Source organism: Rhizobium sp. Root482 (assembly GCF_001426565.1).
Lineage (GTDB): Bacteria > Pseudomonadota > Alphaproteobacteria > Rhizobiales > Rhizobiaceae > Pararhizobium.
Genome location: NZ_LMFA01000005.1, coordinates 1 through 17,786, shown reverse-complemented (window position 1 = coordinate 17,786; position 17,786 = coordinate 1). Strand labels below are relative to the sequence as shown.

The 17,786-nt window shown below is 60.8% G+C and carries 15 protein-coding genes and 2 pseudogenes; 8 read left to right on the top strand and 9 right to left on the bottom strand.

From position 1 onward, the window contains the following. Nucleotides 1–66: 66 nt before the first annotated feature. The 5 genes from ASD31_RS05235 to ASD31_RS05215 form a co-directional block, all read right to left on the bottom strand. Entirely contained in the window at nucleotides 67–987 is a 921-nt protein-coding gene (locus ASD31_RS05235; RefSeq protein WP_056330415.1) for an ArsR/SmtB family transcription factor, read from the bottom strand. Nucleotides 988–1,107: 120 nt separating this feature from the next. After that, the gene (locus ASD31_RS05230; RefSeq protein WP_056330413.1) at nucleotides 1,108–2,175 is read right to left on the bottom strand and encodes an ABC transporter ATP-binding protein; all 1,068 of its coding nucleotides are present in this window, start codon (nucleotides 2,173–2,175) and stop codon (nucleotides 1,108–1,110) included. A gap of 19 nt (nucleotides 2,176–2,194) precedes the next feature. Further along, entirely contained in the window at nucleotides 2,195–3,043 is an 849-nt protein-coding gene (locus tag ASD31_RS05225) for a carbohydrate ABC transporter permease (RefSeq protein WP_056330411.1), read from the bottom strand. Continuing rightward, a complete protein-coding gene (locus ASD31_RS05220; RefSeq protein ID WP_320409379.1) occupies nucleotides 3,036–3,965 on the bottom strand; it encodes a sugar ABC transporter permease in 930 nt (309 codons plus the stop codon). Before ASD31_RS05220 ends, ASD31_RS05225 begins: the two co-directional genes overlap by 8 nt. An 82-nt stretch (nucleotides 3,966–4,047) precedes the next feature. Further along, nucleotides 4,048–5,352: an ABC transporter substrate-binding protein gene (locus ASD31_RS05215; protein WP_056330405.1), complete on the bottom strand. Its 1,305-nt coding sequence runs from the start codon at nucleotides 5,350–5,352 to the stop codon at nucleotides 4,048–4,050. Between the two features lie 205 nt (nucleotides 5,353–5,557). On the opposite strand from ASD31_RS05215, the gene ASD31_RS05210 reads away from it, so the two are divergent. The 4 genes and pseudogenes from ASD31_RS05210 to ASD31_RS25170 all read left to right on the top strand — a co-directional run. Further along, the gene (locus ASD31_RS05210) at nucleotides 5,558–6,763 is read left to right on the top strand and encodes an ROK family transcriptional regulator (RefSeq protein ID WP_056330403.1); all 1,206 of its coding nucleotides are present in this window, start codon (nucleotides 5,558–5,560) and stop codon (nucleotides 6,761–6,763) included. A gap of 41 nt (nucleotides 6,764–6,804) precedes the next feature. Beyond that, the gene (locus ASD31_RS05205; protein WP_056330400.1) at nucleotides 6,805–7,905 is read left to right on the top strand and encodes a Gfo/Idh/MocA family protein; all 1,101 of its coding nucleotides are present in this window, start codon (nucleotides 6,805–6,807) and stop codon (nucleotides 7,903–7,905) included. 23 nt (nucleotides 7,906–7,928) lie between these two features. After that, nucleotides 7,929–8,570 carry a ThuA domain-containing protein gene (locus ASD31_RS05200; RefSeq protein ID WP_056330397.1) on the top strand — a complete coding sequence of 214 codons (642 nt, stop codon included), beginning with the start codon at nucleotides 7,929–7,931 and terminating at the stop codon, nucleotides 8,568–8,570. A gap of 375 nt (nucleotides 8,571–8,945) precedes the next feature. Further along, nucleotides 8,946–9,152, top strand: a pseudogene (locus ASD31_RS25170) (transposase); the annotation flags it as partial. Between the two features lie 51 nt (nucleotides 9,153–9,203). Here ASD31_RS25170 and ASD31_RS25165 read toward each other — a convergent pair. The 3 genes from ASD31_RS25165 to ASD31_RS05190 form a co-directional block, all read right to left on the bottom strand. Then, a complete protein-coding gene (locus ASD31_RS25165) occupies nucleotides 9,204–9,422 on the bottom strand; it encodes a cupin domain-containing protein (protein WP_082520415.1) in 219 nt (72 codons plus the stop codon). A gap of 61 nt (nucleotides 9,423–9,483) precedes the next feature. Then, nucleotides 9,484–12,657 (bottom strand): efflux RND transporter permease subunit, encoded by a 3,174-nt coding sequence (locus tag ASD31_RS05195; RefSeq protein WP_056330393.1) that lies wholly within the window; start codon nucleotides 12,655–12,657, stop codon nucleotides 9,484–9,486. Continuing rightward, a complete protein-coding gene (locus ASD31_RS05190; RefSeq protein ID WP_056330391.1) occupies nucleotides 12,654–13,805 on the bottom strand; it encodes an efflux RND transporter periplasmic adaptor subunit in 1,152 nt (383 codons plus the stop codon). The genes ASD31_RS05195 and ASD31_RS05190 overlap by 4 nt, the downstream gene beginning before the upstream one ends. Before the next feature lie 551 nt (nucleotides 13,806–14,356). Between ASD31_RS05190 and ASD31_RS05180 the strand changes: the two are divergent. Then, nucleotides 14,357–14,894: pseudogene (locus tag ASD31_RS05180) on the top strand (IS3 family transposase); the annotation flags it as partial. 131 nt (nucleotides 14,895–15,025) lie between these two features. Here ASD31_RS05180 and ASD31_RS05175 read toward each other — a convergent pair. Then, on the bottom strand, nucleotides 15,026–15,946 hold the full coding sequence (locus ASD31_RS05175; protein WP_056330386.1) for a LysR substrate-binding domain-containing protein: 921 nt from the start codon (nucleotides 15,944–15,946) through the stop codon (nucleotides 15,026–15,028). A 127-nt stretch (nucleotides 15,947–16,073) separates the two neighbouring features. Here ASD31_RS05175 and ASD31_RS05170 point away from each other — a divergent pair, with 127 nt between their 5' ends. The 3 genes from ASD31_RS05170 to ASD31_RS05160 all read left to right on the top strand — a co-directional run. Beyond that, on the top strand, nucleotides 16,074–16,424 hold the full coding sequence (locus ASD31_RS05170) for a cupin domain-containing protein (protein WP_056330384.1): 351 nt from the start codon (nucleotides 16,074–16,076) through the stop codon (nucleotides 16,422–16,424). A 45-nt stretch (nucleotides 16,425–16,469) separates the two neighbouring features. Beyond that, nucleotides 16,470–17,456: a glycine betaine ABC transporter substrate-binding protein gene (locus ASD31_RS05165; RefSeq protein WP_056330382.1), complete on the top strand. Its 987-nt coding sequence runs from the start codon at nucleotides 16,470–16,472 to the stop codon at nucleotides 17,454–17,456. 212 nt (nucleotides 17,457–17,668) lie between these two features. Next, on the top strand, nucleotides 17,669–17,786 hold a 118-nt coding region (locus tag ASD31_RS05160), incomplete at its 3' end, for a transposase (RefSeq protein WP_156392519.1).

The following is a 17,786-nucleotide window of genomic DNA, read 5'->3' as shown; positions in this document are numbered from 1 at the left end:
CATATCGGAAGATACGGCATATAAGCTCGCCAGGGCAACGGTCGTCAAGCGTTTTGTTGGGCGGTATCAGATCTGGATGCGCAACAGAATATCCTGATCATAGTTCCCGAACCCGCGGCCGAAGATGTTTATGCCGCCGGGGTGCTCGGCGTCTTCCTTAACGCCTATGCGCATGCGGATCGAACGATGTTGGTCGATTGCAAGGTCATCGAGCGTGACATCGGATATTCTTACGCCATCGACAAAGCTGCCTTGGTCGTTGATGCGCCAATACTTCAGCTTTCCATACTGCGAGCCTGCCAATTTCCACCAGTCCGGCGTGTAAACGCCGCGCTTGTCGCCGAAATCACCAGGTGACGTCCAAGTGCCGACATCCACGCCATTTACCTGAAGAAATATGTCCGATGGCCAGTCTGCCGCGGTTCCTGGAACTTCTGAGCTCAGTTCCATCGAAAATTCTAGCGCGCTGGGTTTCGCCTTTTTTAGCAATGTATTGTTTGGAAACTGATATTCGACAAATCCACGTGTGAACCAAAGCAGTCCGGCGCGCATTCTCTCGGGATCGAGAAGGGTGTCGGGTACATCAAGCAGCCCGATCACGCCATCCTTCGAGCATAGTCCGCAGGGGCTACTCACTTCGAACTGCGTGTAAAGCCCCAACGGCATCGATACTTCGATCATATTCTCAGTTCGTTCGGCAATGTCTTCGTGAAAGGCTACAAGAATTTCCCTGAACGCCGAGCGGCAAATTTTCTGGCTGCCCTTGCGTGCCTTGACACTTTCGGTCGTGACCAGCCCAGCTTCCTCGAGTATCTGTAGGTTCGACGAGACTGTAGATTGCGGCAGAAGCAACTCTTCGGCAATCTGATTGACGTTCTTCGGACCGCTTCGTAGAAGCTTCAAGATTGAAACACGGACTTCGCTGGCAAGACCTCTGATGATGTCTTGACGTTCGGAGGGGTCTATTACGAGAACTTTTCCGGGCATAGGATGAACCAGTTGAAGCACTGGTTATGGTAAGTACCAGCATACCGGATATGATGGAAGCCTTTGCGTAAATTTCGCAGTTGGGAACGACGAGCGCGATCGGCGTACGCTGCGGTGGATCTACAGGCTCTTTCCACTTTCCGTGTCGAACACGTAGACCAGGTTGTGGTCGATGCCGGCGCGAAACGGCGTGCCGTGACGGGCTGGATGATCTCCGTCGACGACGGCGGTCATCTGCTGACCGGCAAATTCGAACAGCACATGCGTCTGCGCTCCCGTCGGTTCCACCAGCAATGTCTGCCCGGTGATGCTGTCGTCGCCGCCGGCCGTCAGGTGCTCGGGGCGCAGCCCGATCTTGACGCTCTGGCCGCGACGCACTTTACGATCGGGTGAGATGGCGATGGCAGCACCCTCTGCCAGACGCACGACCGGACTGTCGGTCTCCCCATCGACCGTTCCGTCAATCAGGTTCATCGCCGGGGAACCGATAAAGCCGGCGACGAACAGGTTTGCGGGCGTCCTGTAGAGCTCCATCGGCGTGCCGACCTGTTCGATGCGGCCCGCATTGAGGACGACGATCCGGTCGGCCAGCGTCATTGCCTCGATCTGGTCATGCGTCACGTAGATGGAGGTCGTGCCGACCTTCTGGTGAAGCGACTTGATCTCGGTGCGCATCTGTACCCGCAGCTTCGCGTCGAGGTTTGAAAGGGGTTCGTCGAACAGGAAGACGGCAGGATCGCGCACGATGGCGCGGCCCATGGCGACGCGCTGGCGCTGCCCGCCCGAAAGCTGGCTCGGCTTGCGGTCGAGCAGCTGCTCGAGCGCCAACATGCGGGCAGCTTCGCCGACGCGGCTGGCGATCTCGGGCTTGGCGACGCCGGCGAGCTTCAGGTTGAAGCCCATGTTCTCGCCCACCGTCATGTGCGGGTAGAGCGCGTAGGACTGGAAGACCATCGCGATGTTGCGCTCGCGGGGCGTCATCGCGTTGACCACCGTGCCGCCGATCGTCACCTGACCGTCGGTTATGTCCTCAAGCCCGGCGATCATCCGCAAAAGCGTCGACTTGCCGCAGCCGGAGGGGCCGACCAGCGCGATGAATTCGCCATCTTCGACGGTGAGCGACACGTCGTGCACCACTTGCAGCGCGCCGTAGCTCTTGCGGATGTGTCGAAGACCGACCGATGCCATGATGGTTGCTCCTTGGAGATCAGGACTTGACGGCGCCGGCCGTCAAACCTGCAATGATATGTTTCTGGGCGAGAAAGAACACGATAATCGTCGGCAGGATGGTCAGCGTGATAAAGGCCAGCACAAGCTGCCAGTCGGTGCCAAACTCGCCGCGATAGACCATGATGCCGAGCGGCCAGGGATACTTGCTTTCGGTGTTCAGCATGATCAGCGGCAGGATGTAACTGTTCCAGCTGCTGACGAAGGTGACGATGCCGACGGTCGCCACGATCGGTCGCGAAAGCGGCAGCGAGATATACCAGAAGAAGCGGATGTAGCCGCAGCCGTCGACGAATGCCGCCTGGAACAGCTCTTCCGGAAGGTTGCGGAAATAGTTGCGAAACAGCAGGATGCTCATGCCCAGCCCGAAGGCGACCTGCGGCAGGATTACCCCCCAGTAGCTGTCCAGCAGGCCCAGGTCGCGGATGCGGATGAACAGCGGCAGGATGGCGGTCGCTGCCGGAAACATCAGTCCGATGAGGAAATAATTGAGCAGCTGGTTGGCGCCGAAGAAGCGGATATGGGCAAAGCAGAAGGCCGCCATCGACGACACGACCAGTGTCAGGAACACTGTGGCGGCGGCGATGACCAGCGAGTTCATCATCTGACGCCAGTAGCGTTCGCCCAGCAGGATATCGATATAGTTCGACCACACCCATTCGCTGGGCAGCCCGAATGGATTGAGCCGCAAGTCGCCCAGCGTCTTGAAGCCGCCGAGCGCCGTGGTCACCAGCGGCACCAGCACAACTGCCGCCACCAGCGACAGCGACAGGTAGAGATAGATGCGCGTGCCGGCCGAGACGCGGACGGAGGAGGATGTTTCAGTCATGGCGCATGAAAATCCGTTTGTAGCCGAAGGCGATCGTCACGCAGATGACGAACAGTACCACGCCGACGGCGCTGCCGAGCCCGACCTGCATGCGGGTGACGCCGTAGGTGTAGAGGAAGGTGACCATCGTCTGCGTCGAGTTGGAAGGCCCGCCGCCGGTCAGCGGCATGATCAGGTCGAACAGTTGCAGCGAGCCGATAATGGCGAAGAACACCGACAGCCGCACCGTCGAGCCGAGCAGCGGCAGGGTCACGTAGCGAAACCGCTGCCAGCCGGTCGCGCCGTCGATCTCGGCGGCTTCCATGATGCTCTTGTCGAGCGATTGCAGCCCCGCGATGAACAGCATCATGTGGAAGCCGAAATATTTCCAGATGATGACCGCGAGCACCGCGTAGATGGCTAGGTCCCGGTCCGCCAACACATAGGGTGTCGCGACGCCGAAGAAGCCGGCGATCGCGGCAAACAGCCCATAGTCGCCGTCATAGACGAAGCGCCAGATGAGGCCGGCCGCGACGTCGGCCAGCACGTAGGGGAGGAAAAACACCAGCCGGAAGGCCACCACCCCGGCCATCTTGCGGCTGAGCATCACCGCCAGCCAGATCGCCAGCGGAATCTGCAGCAGAAGCGACACGACGATGATCAGGCCGTTGTTGATCAGCGCCCGCGAGAAGGCGGCGTTGTTGAACAGCACCTCGAAGTTGCGGACCCCGACGAATTCGGTGGGCGTGCCATAGCCGTTCCAGCGGTAGAGGCTGTACCAGGCAGCTTCGCCCATCGGCAGGATGACGAACAGCGTGAACAGAAGTATGGCAGGCGGCAGGAAGATGATCAGCGCCGGCAAACGGCCGCGCGCGGTCGGGCTCTTGTAGCGGATTTTCGTCGCGGCATCCAAGCTGGACGCATCACCAACGCTGGCAGTCATATGGCTCATCCCATGGTTCATCGTCGTCGCGCAACCGGCAGCGGCCGGTCGGCCGGTGGCGGATTGCCACCGGCCCTTGGGCTTACTCGAGTTCGATGGCGTCCTGGATCGCCTGCGCACCCTCCTCGGGCGACATTTGGCCGGACAGGATGTCCACGGAAATGTCATTGACGACGCGTCCGACCGACGGGCCGAGATCCTGGTCGAAGAAGTTCTGGTGCCAGGTGGATGCGGCAAGCTGGTCCGCCGCTTCACGCATCAGCCGGTCTTTCAGGCCTTCCTCGGCGTTTGCCGCGGCAGGAATAATCATGCCTTTGGCTGCCAGCTCCCGCTCGGTTTCCTGGCTGGTCAGGAAACGCAGAAAATCCAGTGCTGCCGGAGAGGCGCCTTTGGTCACCCCCCAGCCGTTCAGGCCGCCGAGTGTATCGGTCACCTTGCCGGCGCCGCCTTCGACGATGGGAAACGCGAAACGGCCGATCTGGTCGGAAGCGAGACCTTTGCCATCGCCCGCATTCTTGCGCTGGTTCGGTTCGGTGTTTTCGAAGCCGAGCAGCATGGCTGCCTTGCCATCACCGAACGTGCCGAGCGTCTGCGACCAGCTTGCTCCGAGATAGCCGTTCTGAAATGGCTCCAGCTTGCCAAGTTCGGCCAACTGCTCGCCAGCCTTGATCACCGTCGGGTCCATGAAGCCTTCGCCCTGCTTGTTCTTGGCCGCTTCGAACACCTGCTCGCCGCCGTTGCGCATCACCAGGTAGCTCCAGTAGAAATGCAGAGGCCATTTGTCGCCGCCGCCGCCGGCGATCGGCGTAATGTCGGCCGCTTTCAGCGTTTTTACGGCGCCGAGAAAGTCGTTCCAGGTCTTGATATCTTCGGCCTTGACGCCAGCCTTGGCAAAAAGATCCTTGTTGTAGAAGAAGCTGACCGTGCCCATGCGGTAGGGAACGACGTGGATCTTGCCGTCGAAGGTCAGGCCTGCGACCGCGGCCGGCTTGTAGGTCTTCGCCCAGGCGCCGTCGTCGGCATTCATGGCCGCGGTGAGATCCATCAGCGCGCCCGTCTGCGCCTGTTGGCGCAGCACGCCGCCGCCCCAGCTGTAGAAGAAATCGGGCGCCGCATCGGATTGGAGCAGCGTCGGCAGCTTCGCCTTGAACGCCTCGTTTTCGAGAAACTGCAGCTGGATGTCGACATCCGGGTGCTGTGTCTCATAGTCCTTGGCTATGCCTTCCCAGGCCTCGATGTAAGCCGGGATCGTTTCAACATGCATCCACTTGACGACGGTCTGAGCCGCCGCCGCCTGGGCGCCGAGAAGTGAAGTCAGCGCCGTGGCAGCAGCAAGCGCAGTGAGCCGGACGCCCCACAGGGGCGTCGCCTTGTCATGATTGGTCATTTGTTCCTCCTCCAAAGGGAATATTCCTCAATTTTTCCCTTATGCGGATTAATTCAAACGACATTTGCCGCGTTGTCAACCGCAATTGGCGATTTTAGCGACACACCAGCTTGACAATGGAGCCGGTATCGCCGTTATTTAATTCGCTGCCCGGCTTAAATCAGGGCTCCAACCTGTCCGACCGATTGCGAACATACGGCCCTTCATGAAGACTGCAGACCCAGAATTGATGCGCGCAATCAACCGCTTTACCGTGCTCGACAAGATCCGTCGACGCGGGCCGATCTCGCGCGTCGAGATTAGCGAGCGCTCGCAGCTGTCAACCACCACGGTCTCCGCCATCACCGGATCACTGCTCGATGATGGACTGATCCTTACTCGCCACGAGGGCGATATACGCAATACCGCGGCCCGCGGGCGGCCCCGCGTCATGCTGGAGCTGAACCCGGATGCGGCCCGCGTCGTCGGCGCTAAGATCGCCACCAACCGCATCGTCTTCGCGCTCACGAACTTCTGCGGCGAGGTGCTCTCCAAGCTCACCATTCCCGTGCGCGTCGATCGCCTGCCGATCGGCGTGATCAGCGATCTGGTGGAGGATGGCGTGCGCCGCTGCGTCGTCGATGCCGGCCTGTCGCTGAGCGATATCGATACCGTCTGCCTGGGACTTCCCGGCGTCGTCGAGCATCGGACCGGAAGGGTTCGCTCCAGCCCCGTCTTCCGGGAGATCGACGTCAATTTCGCCGAAGAGATGACCAGCCGGCTCAATCTCCCGACCATCGTGGAAAGCGACGCGCATGCCATTGCGCTGGCGCATCACTGGTTCGGCCATGCCCGCGACCTGGACGATTTCGTCGTCGTTTCGCTGGAGCAGACGCTGGGGCTCGGGCTTCTTCACAACGGCCAGCTGTTTCGCGGCGCCGGCGGCCTCAGCCACAATCTCGGCGACCTGGTGCTTGGAAGCGTCTCGGACCAGACGGTCCGCCTGTCGGAGATCGCCGGCGAGACGGCGATCTTCGGCGAGCAGCAACTGGTCGGCCATTTCGCCGAAGCCGTCCGCGTCGGGCGGGGCATGGCGCATGCGCAGGCGCTGATCTCCGCCGACGACAACCCGCTGTCGGCCACCGCCATGCGGGCCGGCGAGGCAGTCGGCTTGGCGGTCGCCAACATCGTCACCCTGTTCGGGCCGCCGCGCGTCATTATCGTCGGATCGACGCTGTTGCTGGGTTCCGTCTTCATCGACAGCCTGCGACAATCCTATGCCCGCGCCATCCCCCGCTCGATCCGCGAGGTTGCCGAACTGGTGTTCGATCCGTCGCCGGACGAGGCCTGGGCGCAAGGGGCGGCGGTTGTGGCTCTGCGCGAACTCTACGAATCGCCCTGGGGAACCACGGGCCCGGCCTCGAGCCTCTAGCGGCGCGGCCATCTGACATCATTCGGTCTTGGAGGAGAACCATGGACAAGCTCGGTATCGGCATCATCGGATGCGGCAACATCTCATCGGCCTATTTGAAGGCAATGGCCTCGTTTCCGGTTCTCGACATCCGCGGCATCGCGGATCTCAACCGAGGGCTGGCCGAACAGAGGGCCGGCGAATTCAATCTCGCCGCCCGCGGCATCGATGAATTGCTCGACGATCCGGACATCCAGCTGATCGTCAATCTGACGGTGCCCAAGGCGCATGTGGAGGTCGGCCTGCAGGTGCTGGCCAAGGGGAAGCACACCTATTCGGAAAAGCCGCTCGGTGTCACCTTCGCCGAAGGCCGCAAACTTGCCGAAACGGCCAAGGCGAGCGGCCTGCGCATCGGCGCTGCCCCCGATACCTTCCTGGGCGGCGCGCATCAGACGGCGCGATCGATCATCGATACCGGCGTGCTGGGAACGCCGGTCGGCGGCACCGCCACCTTCATGTGCCCTGGCCATGAGCGCTGGCATCCCAACCCGGACTTCTACTATGAGGCCGGTGGCGGGCCGATGCTCGACATGGGGCCGTATTACATCACCGATCTCGTCAACCTGCTCGGACCGGTGGCGAAGGTCGCGGGCTTCGCGATGACGCCGCGCAGCGAACGCATCATCACCAGCGAGCCGCGCAATGGCCAGACGATCCCCGTCCATATTCCGACGCATGTTTCTGGCGTGATGGCCTTCCACAACGGCGCCGTCGTGCAGATCGGCATGAGCTTCGACGTCGCCGGCCATAAGCACGTTCCGCTGGAAGTCTACGGCACGGAGGGCACGCTGATCGTGCCCGATCCGAACCATTTCGGCGGTGATATAGAGCTCCTGAAGAAGGGCGGCGCTTTCGAACCGCAGCCGACCACGGAACCCTATGCCGACGGCAATTACCGCTCGCTCGGCGTCGCGGACATGGCGCATGCCATTTTGTCGAACCGACCGCACCGGGCCAATGGAGATCTCGCTCTGCACGTGCTCGAGGTGATGGAAGCCTTCGGCACGGCGGCGGAGACGGGGGAGACGGTCACCATCACCACCAGGCCGGAGCGGCCGGCGCCGCTCTCGCAATCACTGATTGACGGCCGTCTGGTCCGCTAGAACAGATTTCAGAGGAGACTGACATGCGCGAAGCTTTGATCGTATGGGGCGGCTGGAGCGGCCACGAGCCGCAGGAATGCGCCCATATCATAAAAGGAATTCTCCAGGAGGAGGGGTTCAAGGTCTATCTGGAGAACACCACGGAAGCCTTCGCCGACCCGTCGATCCACGACCTGTCGCTGATCGTGCCGATCATGACCATGTCGAAGATCGAGAAGGAGGAGGCGAAGAACCTGGCCGCCGCCGTCGAGAACGGCGTCGGCATCGCCGGCTATCACGGCGGCGCCGGTGACGCCTTCCGCGAATGCGTCGAATACCAGTTCATCATCGGCGGACAATGGGTCGCCCATCCGGGCAATATCATCGACTACACAGTCAATGTCACACGTCCCGACGATGCGGTGATGGAGGGCATCGCCGATTTCCCCTACACGTCCGAGCAGTATTACATGCATGTCGATCCTTCCAACGAGGTGCTGGCAACGACAACGTTCACCGGCGACCACGCCTACTGGATCGATGGCGTGGTGATGCCGGTGGTCTGGAAGCGCAACTACGGCAAGGGCCGCGTTTTCTACTCGTCGCTCGGCCACGTGGCCAAGGAATTCGACGTGCCGCAGATGCGCACGATCTTCCGCCGTGGCGCCAATTGGGCGGCGCGGTGATTCACCCCGCGTTGGCCGCCGGCTTCAAATCGGCCAGGGGCGAGGGTCCCGATCCCATCAAGGCGGTCATCATTGACTTTCGCAATGGGCTTGTTCCCTCGTTAGCTGTTGGGTCAGGCGGCGGAAAAGAGCGTGCAGAATTGCATCTGCCGATAGCTTAAAGCCCCACGAGATGCCATCGCCGATGTCAAACAATGCAACGCGTTCGGCCTTTCACCAACCTTCCATGGTGGATGTGTTTCGGCGTGGAATATTGGCTCTGACCCAGATTTGATGCAGTTTTGGCGATGCTGCCTTGCTGGTTTCCACAAAAGGAATCAGCCTGATGAGTTCCATCGCATGATCCGGCGTAAGGCGGAAAACGAGCTCGTGCCGTGGATCGACCGCGCTCGCGACAGCCTGGTTGCTTCCTTTGGCAATGGCGTTGCAAAAGACATTCAGGCTGTCCGCGCAGCGATAGTCTCACCGTGGTCGAACGGATAAACAGAGGGGCAGATCACCAAGCTCAAGCTGGTGAAACGCCAGATGTACGGTCGCGGAAAGCTTGATTTGCTTCAAGCCCGCCTGATCGGCGCGACATGAGGGAATTGCACCAAATCTGCGTCAGAGCCAAGATTGGACGCCGATAAGGGGTCAACATTCCGAGCCGATTGACAGACGGACGTCCGATACAGCGGCCAGCCAACCGGGTTTCGGGCTGCCGTCGTCCTCCACGTAGGCGCGGATCGCGTGGATGAAAAGCAGTACGAAAAGCCGGGCCACGGCGGCGTCCGCACCCAGGCCCGGGGCCGCTGTCTCGGTTGCGAGAAGGTTGAGGACGGCTGCAAAGGACTGTGTGGTGCAATGAAGCAGGAACCATTTCCATCCCGGCTCTTATGCACACGGCAGAACAATTCTGCCCGGTTCGCAGGCGTCAAATCATGCCCGATTCCAGCGGGATCGGCTTTTCCTTTGGTTTGTAGCCGAAGGAACGCAGCGCGACGTAGAAGACCGGCGTGAGGAACAGGCCGAGGACGGTGACGCCCAGCATGCCGGAGAAGACGGCGGTGCCGAGCGATTGGCGCATCTCGGCGCCGGGACCCGTGGCGATCATCAGCGGCACGACACCGAGAATGAAGGCGAAGGCGGTCATCAGGATCGGCCGCAGGCGCAGGCGGCTGGCCTCGATCGCCGCCTGAACCGGGTTCATGCCGTCATCCTGGGCCTGCCGGGCGAACTCGACGATCAGGATGGCGTTCTTGGCTGCGAGGCCGATGAGGACGATGAGCCCGATCTGCGTCAGGATATTGTTGTCCTGGCCGCGCAGGGATACCCCGACCAAGGCGGCGAGCACCGCCATCGGCACGACGAGGATGATCGCCAGCGGCAGGACCCAGCTTTCATACTGGGCCGACAGCGCCAGGAAGACGAAGATCACGGAGAGGGCGAAGATGAAGATCGCGGTATTGCCGGTATTGCGCTCCTGGAAGGCGAGGTCCGTCCACTCGAACGAGGTGCCTGGCGGCAGGATCTTGGCGGCCAGCCCCTCCATCGTGTCGAGGGCCGTGCTGGTCGAGACGCCGGGGCCCGGATTGCCCTGGAGCGGAACCGAGACATACATGTTGTAGCGCTGGACGAGCGACGGTCCGGTCGTGTCCTGGATGTCGACCAGCGTGCCGAGCGGCACCAGCGCGCCGGTGGCGGAGCGGACTTTCAGGGCAAGAATGTCTTCCCGCTCCAGCCGGTATTGCTGGTCGGCCTGCGCCCGCACCTGGTAGACGCGGCCGAAAGCGTTGAAATCATTGACATAGGATGTGCCCAGATTGATCGACAGCGTTTCGAAGATGTTGGGGATCGGGACATTCAGCGCCCGCGCTTTGTCGCGATCGACAGCCAGGAAATACTGCGGGCTGGACGCGGAGAATGTGGTGAAGACGCCGGACAGCTCTTTCGTCTGGGCGGCGGCGCCCATCATCTGGTAGGCAAGGCCGAGCACGCGGCGCATGTCCGAACTTTCGCGGTCGACGATCTGCATCTTGAAGCCGCCGGAATTGCCGATGCCGCGAATGGAGGGCGGCGGCACGGCGATGATGAAGGCTTCCTGGATGCTCTGCAGCGAACCATAGAGCTGACCGATGATCTGGTTGGCGCTCTGGCCGTGCTTCAACCGTTCCTCGAACGTATCGAAGGCGGCAAAGACCACGCCCGAATTGGACGCATTGGTGAAGGTCGCGCCGTTGAAACCGGAAAAGGCGACGGCGTTCTTGACGCCGGGCACCTTCAGGATCGTGTCGGAGGCACGCTTGACCACCGCATCTGTGCGTGCAAGCGAGGCGCCGTCCGGAAGCTGCACGACGACGATCGCATAGCCCTGGTCCATCGTCGGGACGAAGCCGCTGGGCACAGTCCGTCCCATATACCAGGTGGCCGCCAGCAGGCCGGCGAAGACGATCAGGGTGGCGGCGAGTGCGATCCGCGTCGATACCAGGTGACCAACGACCCAAACATAACCTTTCGTCATCCGGTCAAAGCCGCTGTTGAAGCCGTTGGCGAGGCCCCGACCGACGCGGGTGAAGGGATTGCGGGTCTCGTGATGTTCCTGGTGCGGCCGCAAAAGCAGCGCTGCGAGCGCCGGCGACAATGTCAGCGAGTTCAGCGCCGAAATGGCGGTGGCCACGGAAATCGTCACGGCGAACTGCAGGTAGAACTGGCCGGAAATGCCGGGGATGAAGGCCGTCGGCACGAAGACGGCGATCAGCACCAGCGAAATGGCGACGACCGCGGTACCGACCTCGTCCATCGTCACGTGCGCCGCCTGCTTCGGCGTCATGCCCTTGGCCAGATTGCGCTCGACATTCTCCACCACGACGATCGCATCATCGACGACGATGCCGATGGCCAGCACCAGCCCGAACAAAGTGAGCATGTTCAAAGAAAAGCCGAAGGCGACGAGGAAAGCGAAGCAGCCGATCAGCGACACGGGAATGGCGATGATCGGGATCAGTGCCGTGCGCCAGGACTGGAGGAACACAAGCACGACAATGGCGACGAGGATCGCCGCCTCGAGGATGGTCTTGTAGACCTCGTTGATGGATTCCGAGATGAATTCGGTCGGGTTGTAGACGATGGTATATTCGAGACCCGGCGGGAAATCTTTCTTCAGGGTCTCCATTGTCGCCTTGATCTCTTCGGCGGCCTTAAGCGCATTGGTTCCGGGCCGAGAGAAGATGCCCATGGCGACGGCGGCCTTGCCGTTCAGGTAGCTGTTGGTGACGTAATCCTTGGCGCCGAGTTCGATGCGGGCAACGTCCTGCAACTGGACGAGGCGACCGCTCGCCGTTGCCTTGACGATGACATAGCGAAACTGGCGCGGATCGCTGAAGCGCCCCTCGGTGGTCACGGTATACTGGAAGGCATTGGTGCCGGCATTTGGCGGCCCGCCGATCGAGCCGCCGGAGACCTGGACGTTTTGATGGCGCAAGGCCTGGACGATATCGCCCGAGGTCATGCCATAGGCGGCGAGCTTTTCGGGGTCGAGCCAGATGCGCAAGGCATATTCGCGCTCGCCGAATAGGATGACGTCGCCGACGCCGTCGAGCCGGACGAGAAGATCGCGGGCGCGGCTGCGGGCATAATTGGAGACATAGAGCTGGTCGTAGCGGTCGTTCGGCGAAATCAGGTGCACGACCATCATCAGGTCAGGCGAACTCTTCGCTGTGGTGACGCCGATGCGGCGGACTTCTTCCGGCAGGCGCGGTTCGGCGATCGCCACGCGGTTCTGGACCAGCACCTGCGCCTTGTCGAGATCGGTGCCGAGCTTGAAGGTGACGGTCAGCGCCATCGATCCGTCGGCCGTCGAATAGGAGGACATGTAGAGCATGCCCTCGACGCCGTTGATTTCCTGCTCCAGCGGCGTCGAGACCGTGTTGGCGATCGTTTCGGCATCGGCGCCGGGATAGGCGGTGCGGATGACGATGGTCGGTGGCGCGATTTCCGGATATTGCGCGACGGGAAGCTGGAAATAGGCGATGCCGCCGACGATCAGCAGGAAGATGGACACGACCGATGCGAAAATCGGCCGATCGACGAAGAAATGGGCAAATCTCATTGACCATTCTCCGTCGGCGCGGCTTCGGGCGGCAGGGTCACGAGCGTGGGATCGACGATGACGCCGGGGCGCAGCCGGGTCAGGCCGTTGACGACGATCGTCTCGTCGCCGGTTAGGCCTTCTCGAATGACGCGGTAGCCGTAGAGCCTTGGCCCGAGCCGCACCGCTTTGGACGAGAAGCTGCCGTCTTCGGCAAGGACGTAGACGACGCGCTGGTCCTGATCCGACCCGATTGCCTCGTCGGGGACCAGGATGCCCTTGTAGGTATTGGAGGCGGTAACCTCGACGCGGCCGAAGAGACCCGGCTGCAGGACGAAATTCGGATTGTCGAAACGAGCCCGCACACGCATCGTTCCGGTTTCCTGATCGACCCGGTTTTCCGCGAAATCGAGCCTGCCGATGAAGGGCTTTTCGGTGGAATCGGCGATGGTCACCGACACTTCAAGGGACCCGCCGCCCTCTTGCAGGTCGCTGCCGTGCTCGCGGGCGACGCGGGCGTAATTCAAGAGACGACGTTCATCGACATCGAAGTAGAAGTCGATCGGATCGAGCGAAACGATAGTGGTCAGGGCCGTCTGGTCCGCCTGAACAAGATTGCCGACCGAAATGAGGCGGCGGTCGATGCGGCCGCTGAGCGGCGCCTTGATGACCGTGTATTCCATGTCGAGCTTCGCGCGCGCTAAGCTCGCCTCGGCTCCGCGCATGTTGGCCTGCGCGGATTGCAGTTCGCGGCGGCGGTCATCCAGGGTGGAGACTGATAGCGTCCCTTTCTGGACCAGCGATTCCGTACGCACAAATTCGGCTTCTGCGAAGGTCAGTGTCGATTTCGCGACTTCCTGCGAGGAGGTGGCGACATCCAGCGCGGTCTGGAACGGGCGCTGGTCAATCACGAAGAGCTCGTCGCCCTTCTTCACCATGGCACCATCGGTGAAGCCGATTTGGTCGAGATATCCGCCGACCCGCGAACGCAGGGTCACTTCGTCGACCGGCGCGAATCGGCCGATAAACTCGTCCCGGTCAACGACGTCACGAACCACCGGCTTTGCGACAGTGACGGCGGGTTTGGGTTGCTCTTGTGCTGGCGAAGGGCTTGCAGTCAAAGCGGTGGAGAAGAGCAGTACCGCCGGAATCAGCCAGTGTCTTACCATTTGCAAGTCCCCTGAAGCGCATCAAAATACCTGTCCCGTGCGGGCGCACGGGTCTGTTCGCGAAGAGTGCGCCTGGTCAAGCCTTGCCGGACTAAATATGATGGCGGGCAGTCGGGACATGGTTGATCAAGCTGCGGGCTATTTCAAAATCAGTAAATATTTCAAGGCGACAAATGTCTTGCCTGCTGGCGGAACCCAGCCTTCGAAGCCGCAGCTATATCAAACAGGCAATGCTATTTTCGGCCTCAGCTTACATCAATGGGACCTCGTGTCACCCGGAAATGACGTGATCCGGTACCGGCGCGCGTTTTAGATGATCGTGTCGCAGCACGTGGTGTAGCCGTCGCGAAGGTGGTACCTAATCCTGCTAGGCGCTCAACTTCGCCAGGAGCGCCGGCACGGTTCGGATGATGAAACGCCTGGGATCAAGATCCGTCTTCATCTGGCTCCAGGTCAGCGACATGGACTGAATAGCCCCTAGATTTGTAGACGTCTTCTTTCTTAATTTTGAGGCAGGAAGAGCATTGCGAGCAAATCGAATTTCAGCGAAGCGGACGATGTGCCGCCTTCTGCGGGTTCACCCGAGTGGATTTTACACCTGGCTGAAGAACCCCCTGAGCAAGCGAGCCAACGAGGACAAGCGACAGACCGATTTGCTCCTGAAGGTATGGGAAGAGAGCGGCAAGGTCTACGGCTATCGCAAGCTGCACGACGACCTTCTCGATCAGGGCGAGATGTGCTGCCCGAAACGGGTTGCGCGTCTGACCCGTCTTGCCGGGATCAAGGCGCAGATTGGCTACAAACGCCGTCCCGGCATCTATGGCGGCAGGCCTGCTGTCGCTATCGACAACACGCTCGACCGGCAATTCACTCGATGAGCCGACGCGGCAATTGCCATGACAATGCGGTGGCCGAGAGCTTCTTCAATCTTCTGAAGCGAGAGAGAATACGTCGCAGGTCTATCCTTCACGCGATGAAGCTCGCTAGGATGTGTTCGACCACATCGAAATGTTCTACAACCCGAAGCGCAAGCACGTGAGAAACGGAATGCTATCGCTCGTCGAGTTCGAGAAGCAGCAGAAAATCTAACCCGAGGGTGCTACGAAACTCGGAGCTATTCAGTCCGCCCCAAGGCAGCCACGCCATAGTCAGCCGTTTCAAAGATCCCCATCCGTTCAGTTCCCGATCCGTGCACCAACGCCGATCTCAAGGGCTTTCGCTTAACGATCAACTTGGTATCGCGAGCACGCCTCCATAATCCACGCCGAGAATCGTGTCACAACTTCAGTATCTCTTCGGCCTCGCGGCGTCACGATGTAGTGCGCAGAGGCACTGGTCATGACGGCTTCGGAGATGGGCACGAGGGCGCCGCTTGCGAGATATTTCTCGATGATTGCCTTCCAGCCGAGCACGACGCCCTGCCCCTCTACGGCCGCCGTCACGGCATCCATGTAATAACTGTAATAGGTATCAACGCGCACCTCGGCCACAGAGCCGAAGGAAAACTGCGTCCAGTCGTCCCAGCCTTGCCACGCGCGGCCGCCGCGGCTGTAATCGATGATGCGGTGACGCTTGAGGTCGTCGGCCTGCGTCAGCCTGGGTAGGTCCTCAAGATAGGCGGGGCTGCACACCGGGACTATCTCGTCGCGGAACAGGAAGGTCGCCTTGCCATCTGGCCATTGCCCGGCGCCGAAGCGTAGCGCGAGGTCGAAATCGGTCCGGCGCAGGTCCGGGTCGTGATCCTGTGTGTCGACGAATACGCTGAGTTCGGGATTTTCCACGCGGAAAAGCGGAAGACGCGGCGCAAGCCAAAGGTTGGAAAAGGCGACATAAGCGGAGACATGCAGCTGCGTGGGCGTCGTGTTGCCCTGGATATCTTGCCAGGTGCTGACGATATGCTCGATTGACTGAGTCAGTGTCGTGGCCATCTGCCTACCCTTGGGCGTCAGGTCAAGCGCGCGGTGGCGGCGCACGAAGAGCGGAAAGCCGAGGCTTTTCTCGAGATCGCGGATCTGTCGGCTGACGGCGGGCTGGGTAACGTTCAGCTCCCGCGCAGCCTCGGTGAAACTCAGGTGACGGGCGGCCGATTCCAGCGTCACGAGGGCGGAAAGCGACGGGATGTTGCGTCTGAATGTGCTCACGGCGGGTTGCTCCTGACGGCAAACCTAAACGCATAACGATGTGTTATGCAAGCCGGCAGATTTACTGCCGTTGACCTATGCGCTTGTCGAAGCCCTCATTCCACGAGCGAAAACAGGAGACGAACGCATGACCGATATCTTCATGGCGGCAATGAAGGATGGTGACGTAGTCACCTTCCACACTGTCGAGACATCCAAGCAGGAATGGGAATATGGTGGCAGTGAGGGCTTCTGGCTCAAGCGCCTCTACGACCGGCCGAAAGCGCGCGAGCAAACTTTTCTGATGAAGGTGGATGCCGGCGCCCATGCCGAAAGCCACGCACACGACCAAACCGAACAAATCTTCGTGGTGGATGGCACCTTCTACGATCAGATGCGCACCTACAATGCGGGCGACTACGTTCTACGCGAAGCCGGTACCAACCACACGGCCGGCAGCGCGACCGGGGCAACCGTACTCGTCGTCTACACGCCTTGACCGGGGCACCTGCGGTACAACGTTTATAAAAAGGGGAACGAACCGATGAAACGCATTCTGATGACACTGCCATTTCTCTTCGCAGCCGCCGGCGTCCAGGCCGCCGACTGCGGAGACGTTTCCATCGCTGACATGAACTGGCAATCGGCGACGCTTCTGGCCAACATCGACAAGATCATTCTGGAAGCTGGTTATGGCTGCAATGCCACGCTGGTCGCCGGCGATCTCGTGCCGAGCATGACCTCCATGGCGGAGAAGGGAGAGCCCGACATTGCGCCGGAAAACTGGATAGCGCTGCTGCCGGACATCCTCAAGCGCGGCAAGGAGGAGGGCAAGATCGTTTCGCTCGGCAACTCCCTCCCGGATGGCGGTCAGCTCGGCTGGTGGGTCCCGCAGTATATGGTCGACAAATACCCCAATCTCACATCGATCCCCGAGGTACTGAAGCATCCCGAACTTTTTCCCGCCCCGGAAGATGCCTCGAAGGGCGCGATCTACAATGGTCCTGAAGGCTGGGCGGCGACGCTGATCACCGCGCAGTATTACAAGGCCTACAAGGCGGAAGCCGCCGGCTTCGAGCTGGTCTCGTCGGGCACGGCCGCGTCGCTCGATGCCGTTCTCGTGCGTGCCTATGAGAAGGAACAGGGCTGGGTAGGCTTTTACTGGGCGCCGACACCGCTGCTCGGCAAGTACAAGATGGTGAAGCTCAGTCATGGTGCGCCGTTCAACCAGGAGGAATGGACGCGCTGCAACACAGTCGGCGATTGTCCGGATCCTGTGCCGAACGACTGGCCGTCGGATACGATCGAGACGGCCGTCTCCGGAGAGTTCTTCAGGAAGGGCGGTCCGACGATCGACTATCTGCGCAAGCGGGCGCTTCACAATAATGTGGTCAGCAAAATGCTGAGCTGGATGACGGACAATCAGGCGACCGGGGCCGATGGCGCGCTGGAGTTCCTGCGTCATCACGAGGCGATCTGGCGCGGATGGGTGACCCCGGAGGCCGCCGGGAAGATCAAGGCATCTATGTAGTTAAGCGCGAAGGGCGGCGTAGCGATTGTCTTCGTTGCCCTTCTTTTTGTCGTGTCTGCATAACCTGAAGTTTGATAGCGTCCGTCAAGATGGTGTAATTTCGGGTGTGGACCCGGGCCGTCATGATCAGGCGACCTTTGGTGTAATTGACCTGAGCCCCTGAACTTCCTCCAAATTTTGGTAGAGTCCGTCACACTGAGGAGACGGACAGGATGAAGCATTCACGGTTCACGGGCGAGCAGATCATCGGGATATTGAAAGAGCAGGAGAGCGGCCTGAGGACGGCCGATGTTTGCCGCAAGCACGGAATATCCGAAGCGACCTTCTACA

Bases quoted from the DNA above. Each gene is read 5' to 3' on its own strand.
- ASD31_RS05165 (WP_056330382.1), top strand. From the start codon at position 16,470: ATGAAACGCATTCTGATGACACTGCCATTTCTCTTCGCAGCCGCCGGC.
- ASD31_RS05190 (WP_056330391.1), bottom strand. From the start codon at position 13,805: ATGGTAAGACACTGGCTGATTCCGGCGGTACTGCTCTTCTCCACCGCT.
- ASD31_RS05215 (WP_056330405.1), bottom strand. From the start codon at position 5,352: ATGACCAATCATGACAAGGCGACGCCCCTGTGGGGCGTCCGGCTCACT.
- ASD31_RS05170 (WP_056330384.1), top strand. From the start codon at position 16,074: ATGACCGATATCTTCATGGCGGCAATGAAGGATGGTGACGTAGTCACC.
- ASD31_RS05220 (WP_320409379.1), bottom strand. From the start codon at position 3,965: ATGACTGCCAGCGTTGGTGATGCGTCCAGCTTGGATGCCGCGACGAAA.
- ASD31_RS05225 (WP_056330411.1), bottom strand. From the start codon at position 3,043: ATGACTGAAACATCCTCCTCCGTCCGCGTCTCGGCCGGCACGCGCATC.
- ASD31_RS05235 (WP_056330415.1), bottom strand. From the start codon at position 987: ATGCCCGGAAAAGTTCTCGTAATAGACCCCTCCGAACGTCAAGACATC.
- ASD31_RS05205 (WP_056330400.1), top strand. From the start codon at position 6,805: ATGGACAAGCTCGGTATCGGCATCATCGGATGCGGCAACATCTCATCG.
- ASD31_RS05195 (WP_056330393.1), bottom strand. From the start codon at position 12,657: ATGAGATTTGCCCATTTCTTCGTCGATCGGCCGATTTTCGCATCGGTC.
- ASD31_RS05200 (WP_056330397.1), top strand. From the start codon at position 7,929: ATGCGCGAAGCTTTGATCGTATGGGGCGGCTGGAGCGGCCACGAGCCG.
- ASD31_RS05210 (WP_056330403.1), top strand. From the start codon at position 5,558: ATGAAGACTGCAGACCCAGAATTGATGCGCGCAATCAACCGCTTTACC.
- ASD31_RS05230 (WP_056330413.1), bottom strand. From the start codon at position 2,175: ATGGCATCGGTCGGTCTTCGACACATCCGCAAGAGCTACGGCGCGCTG.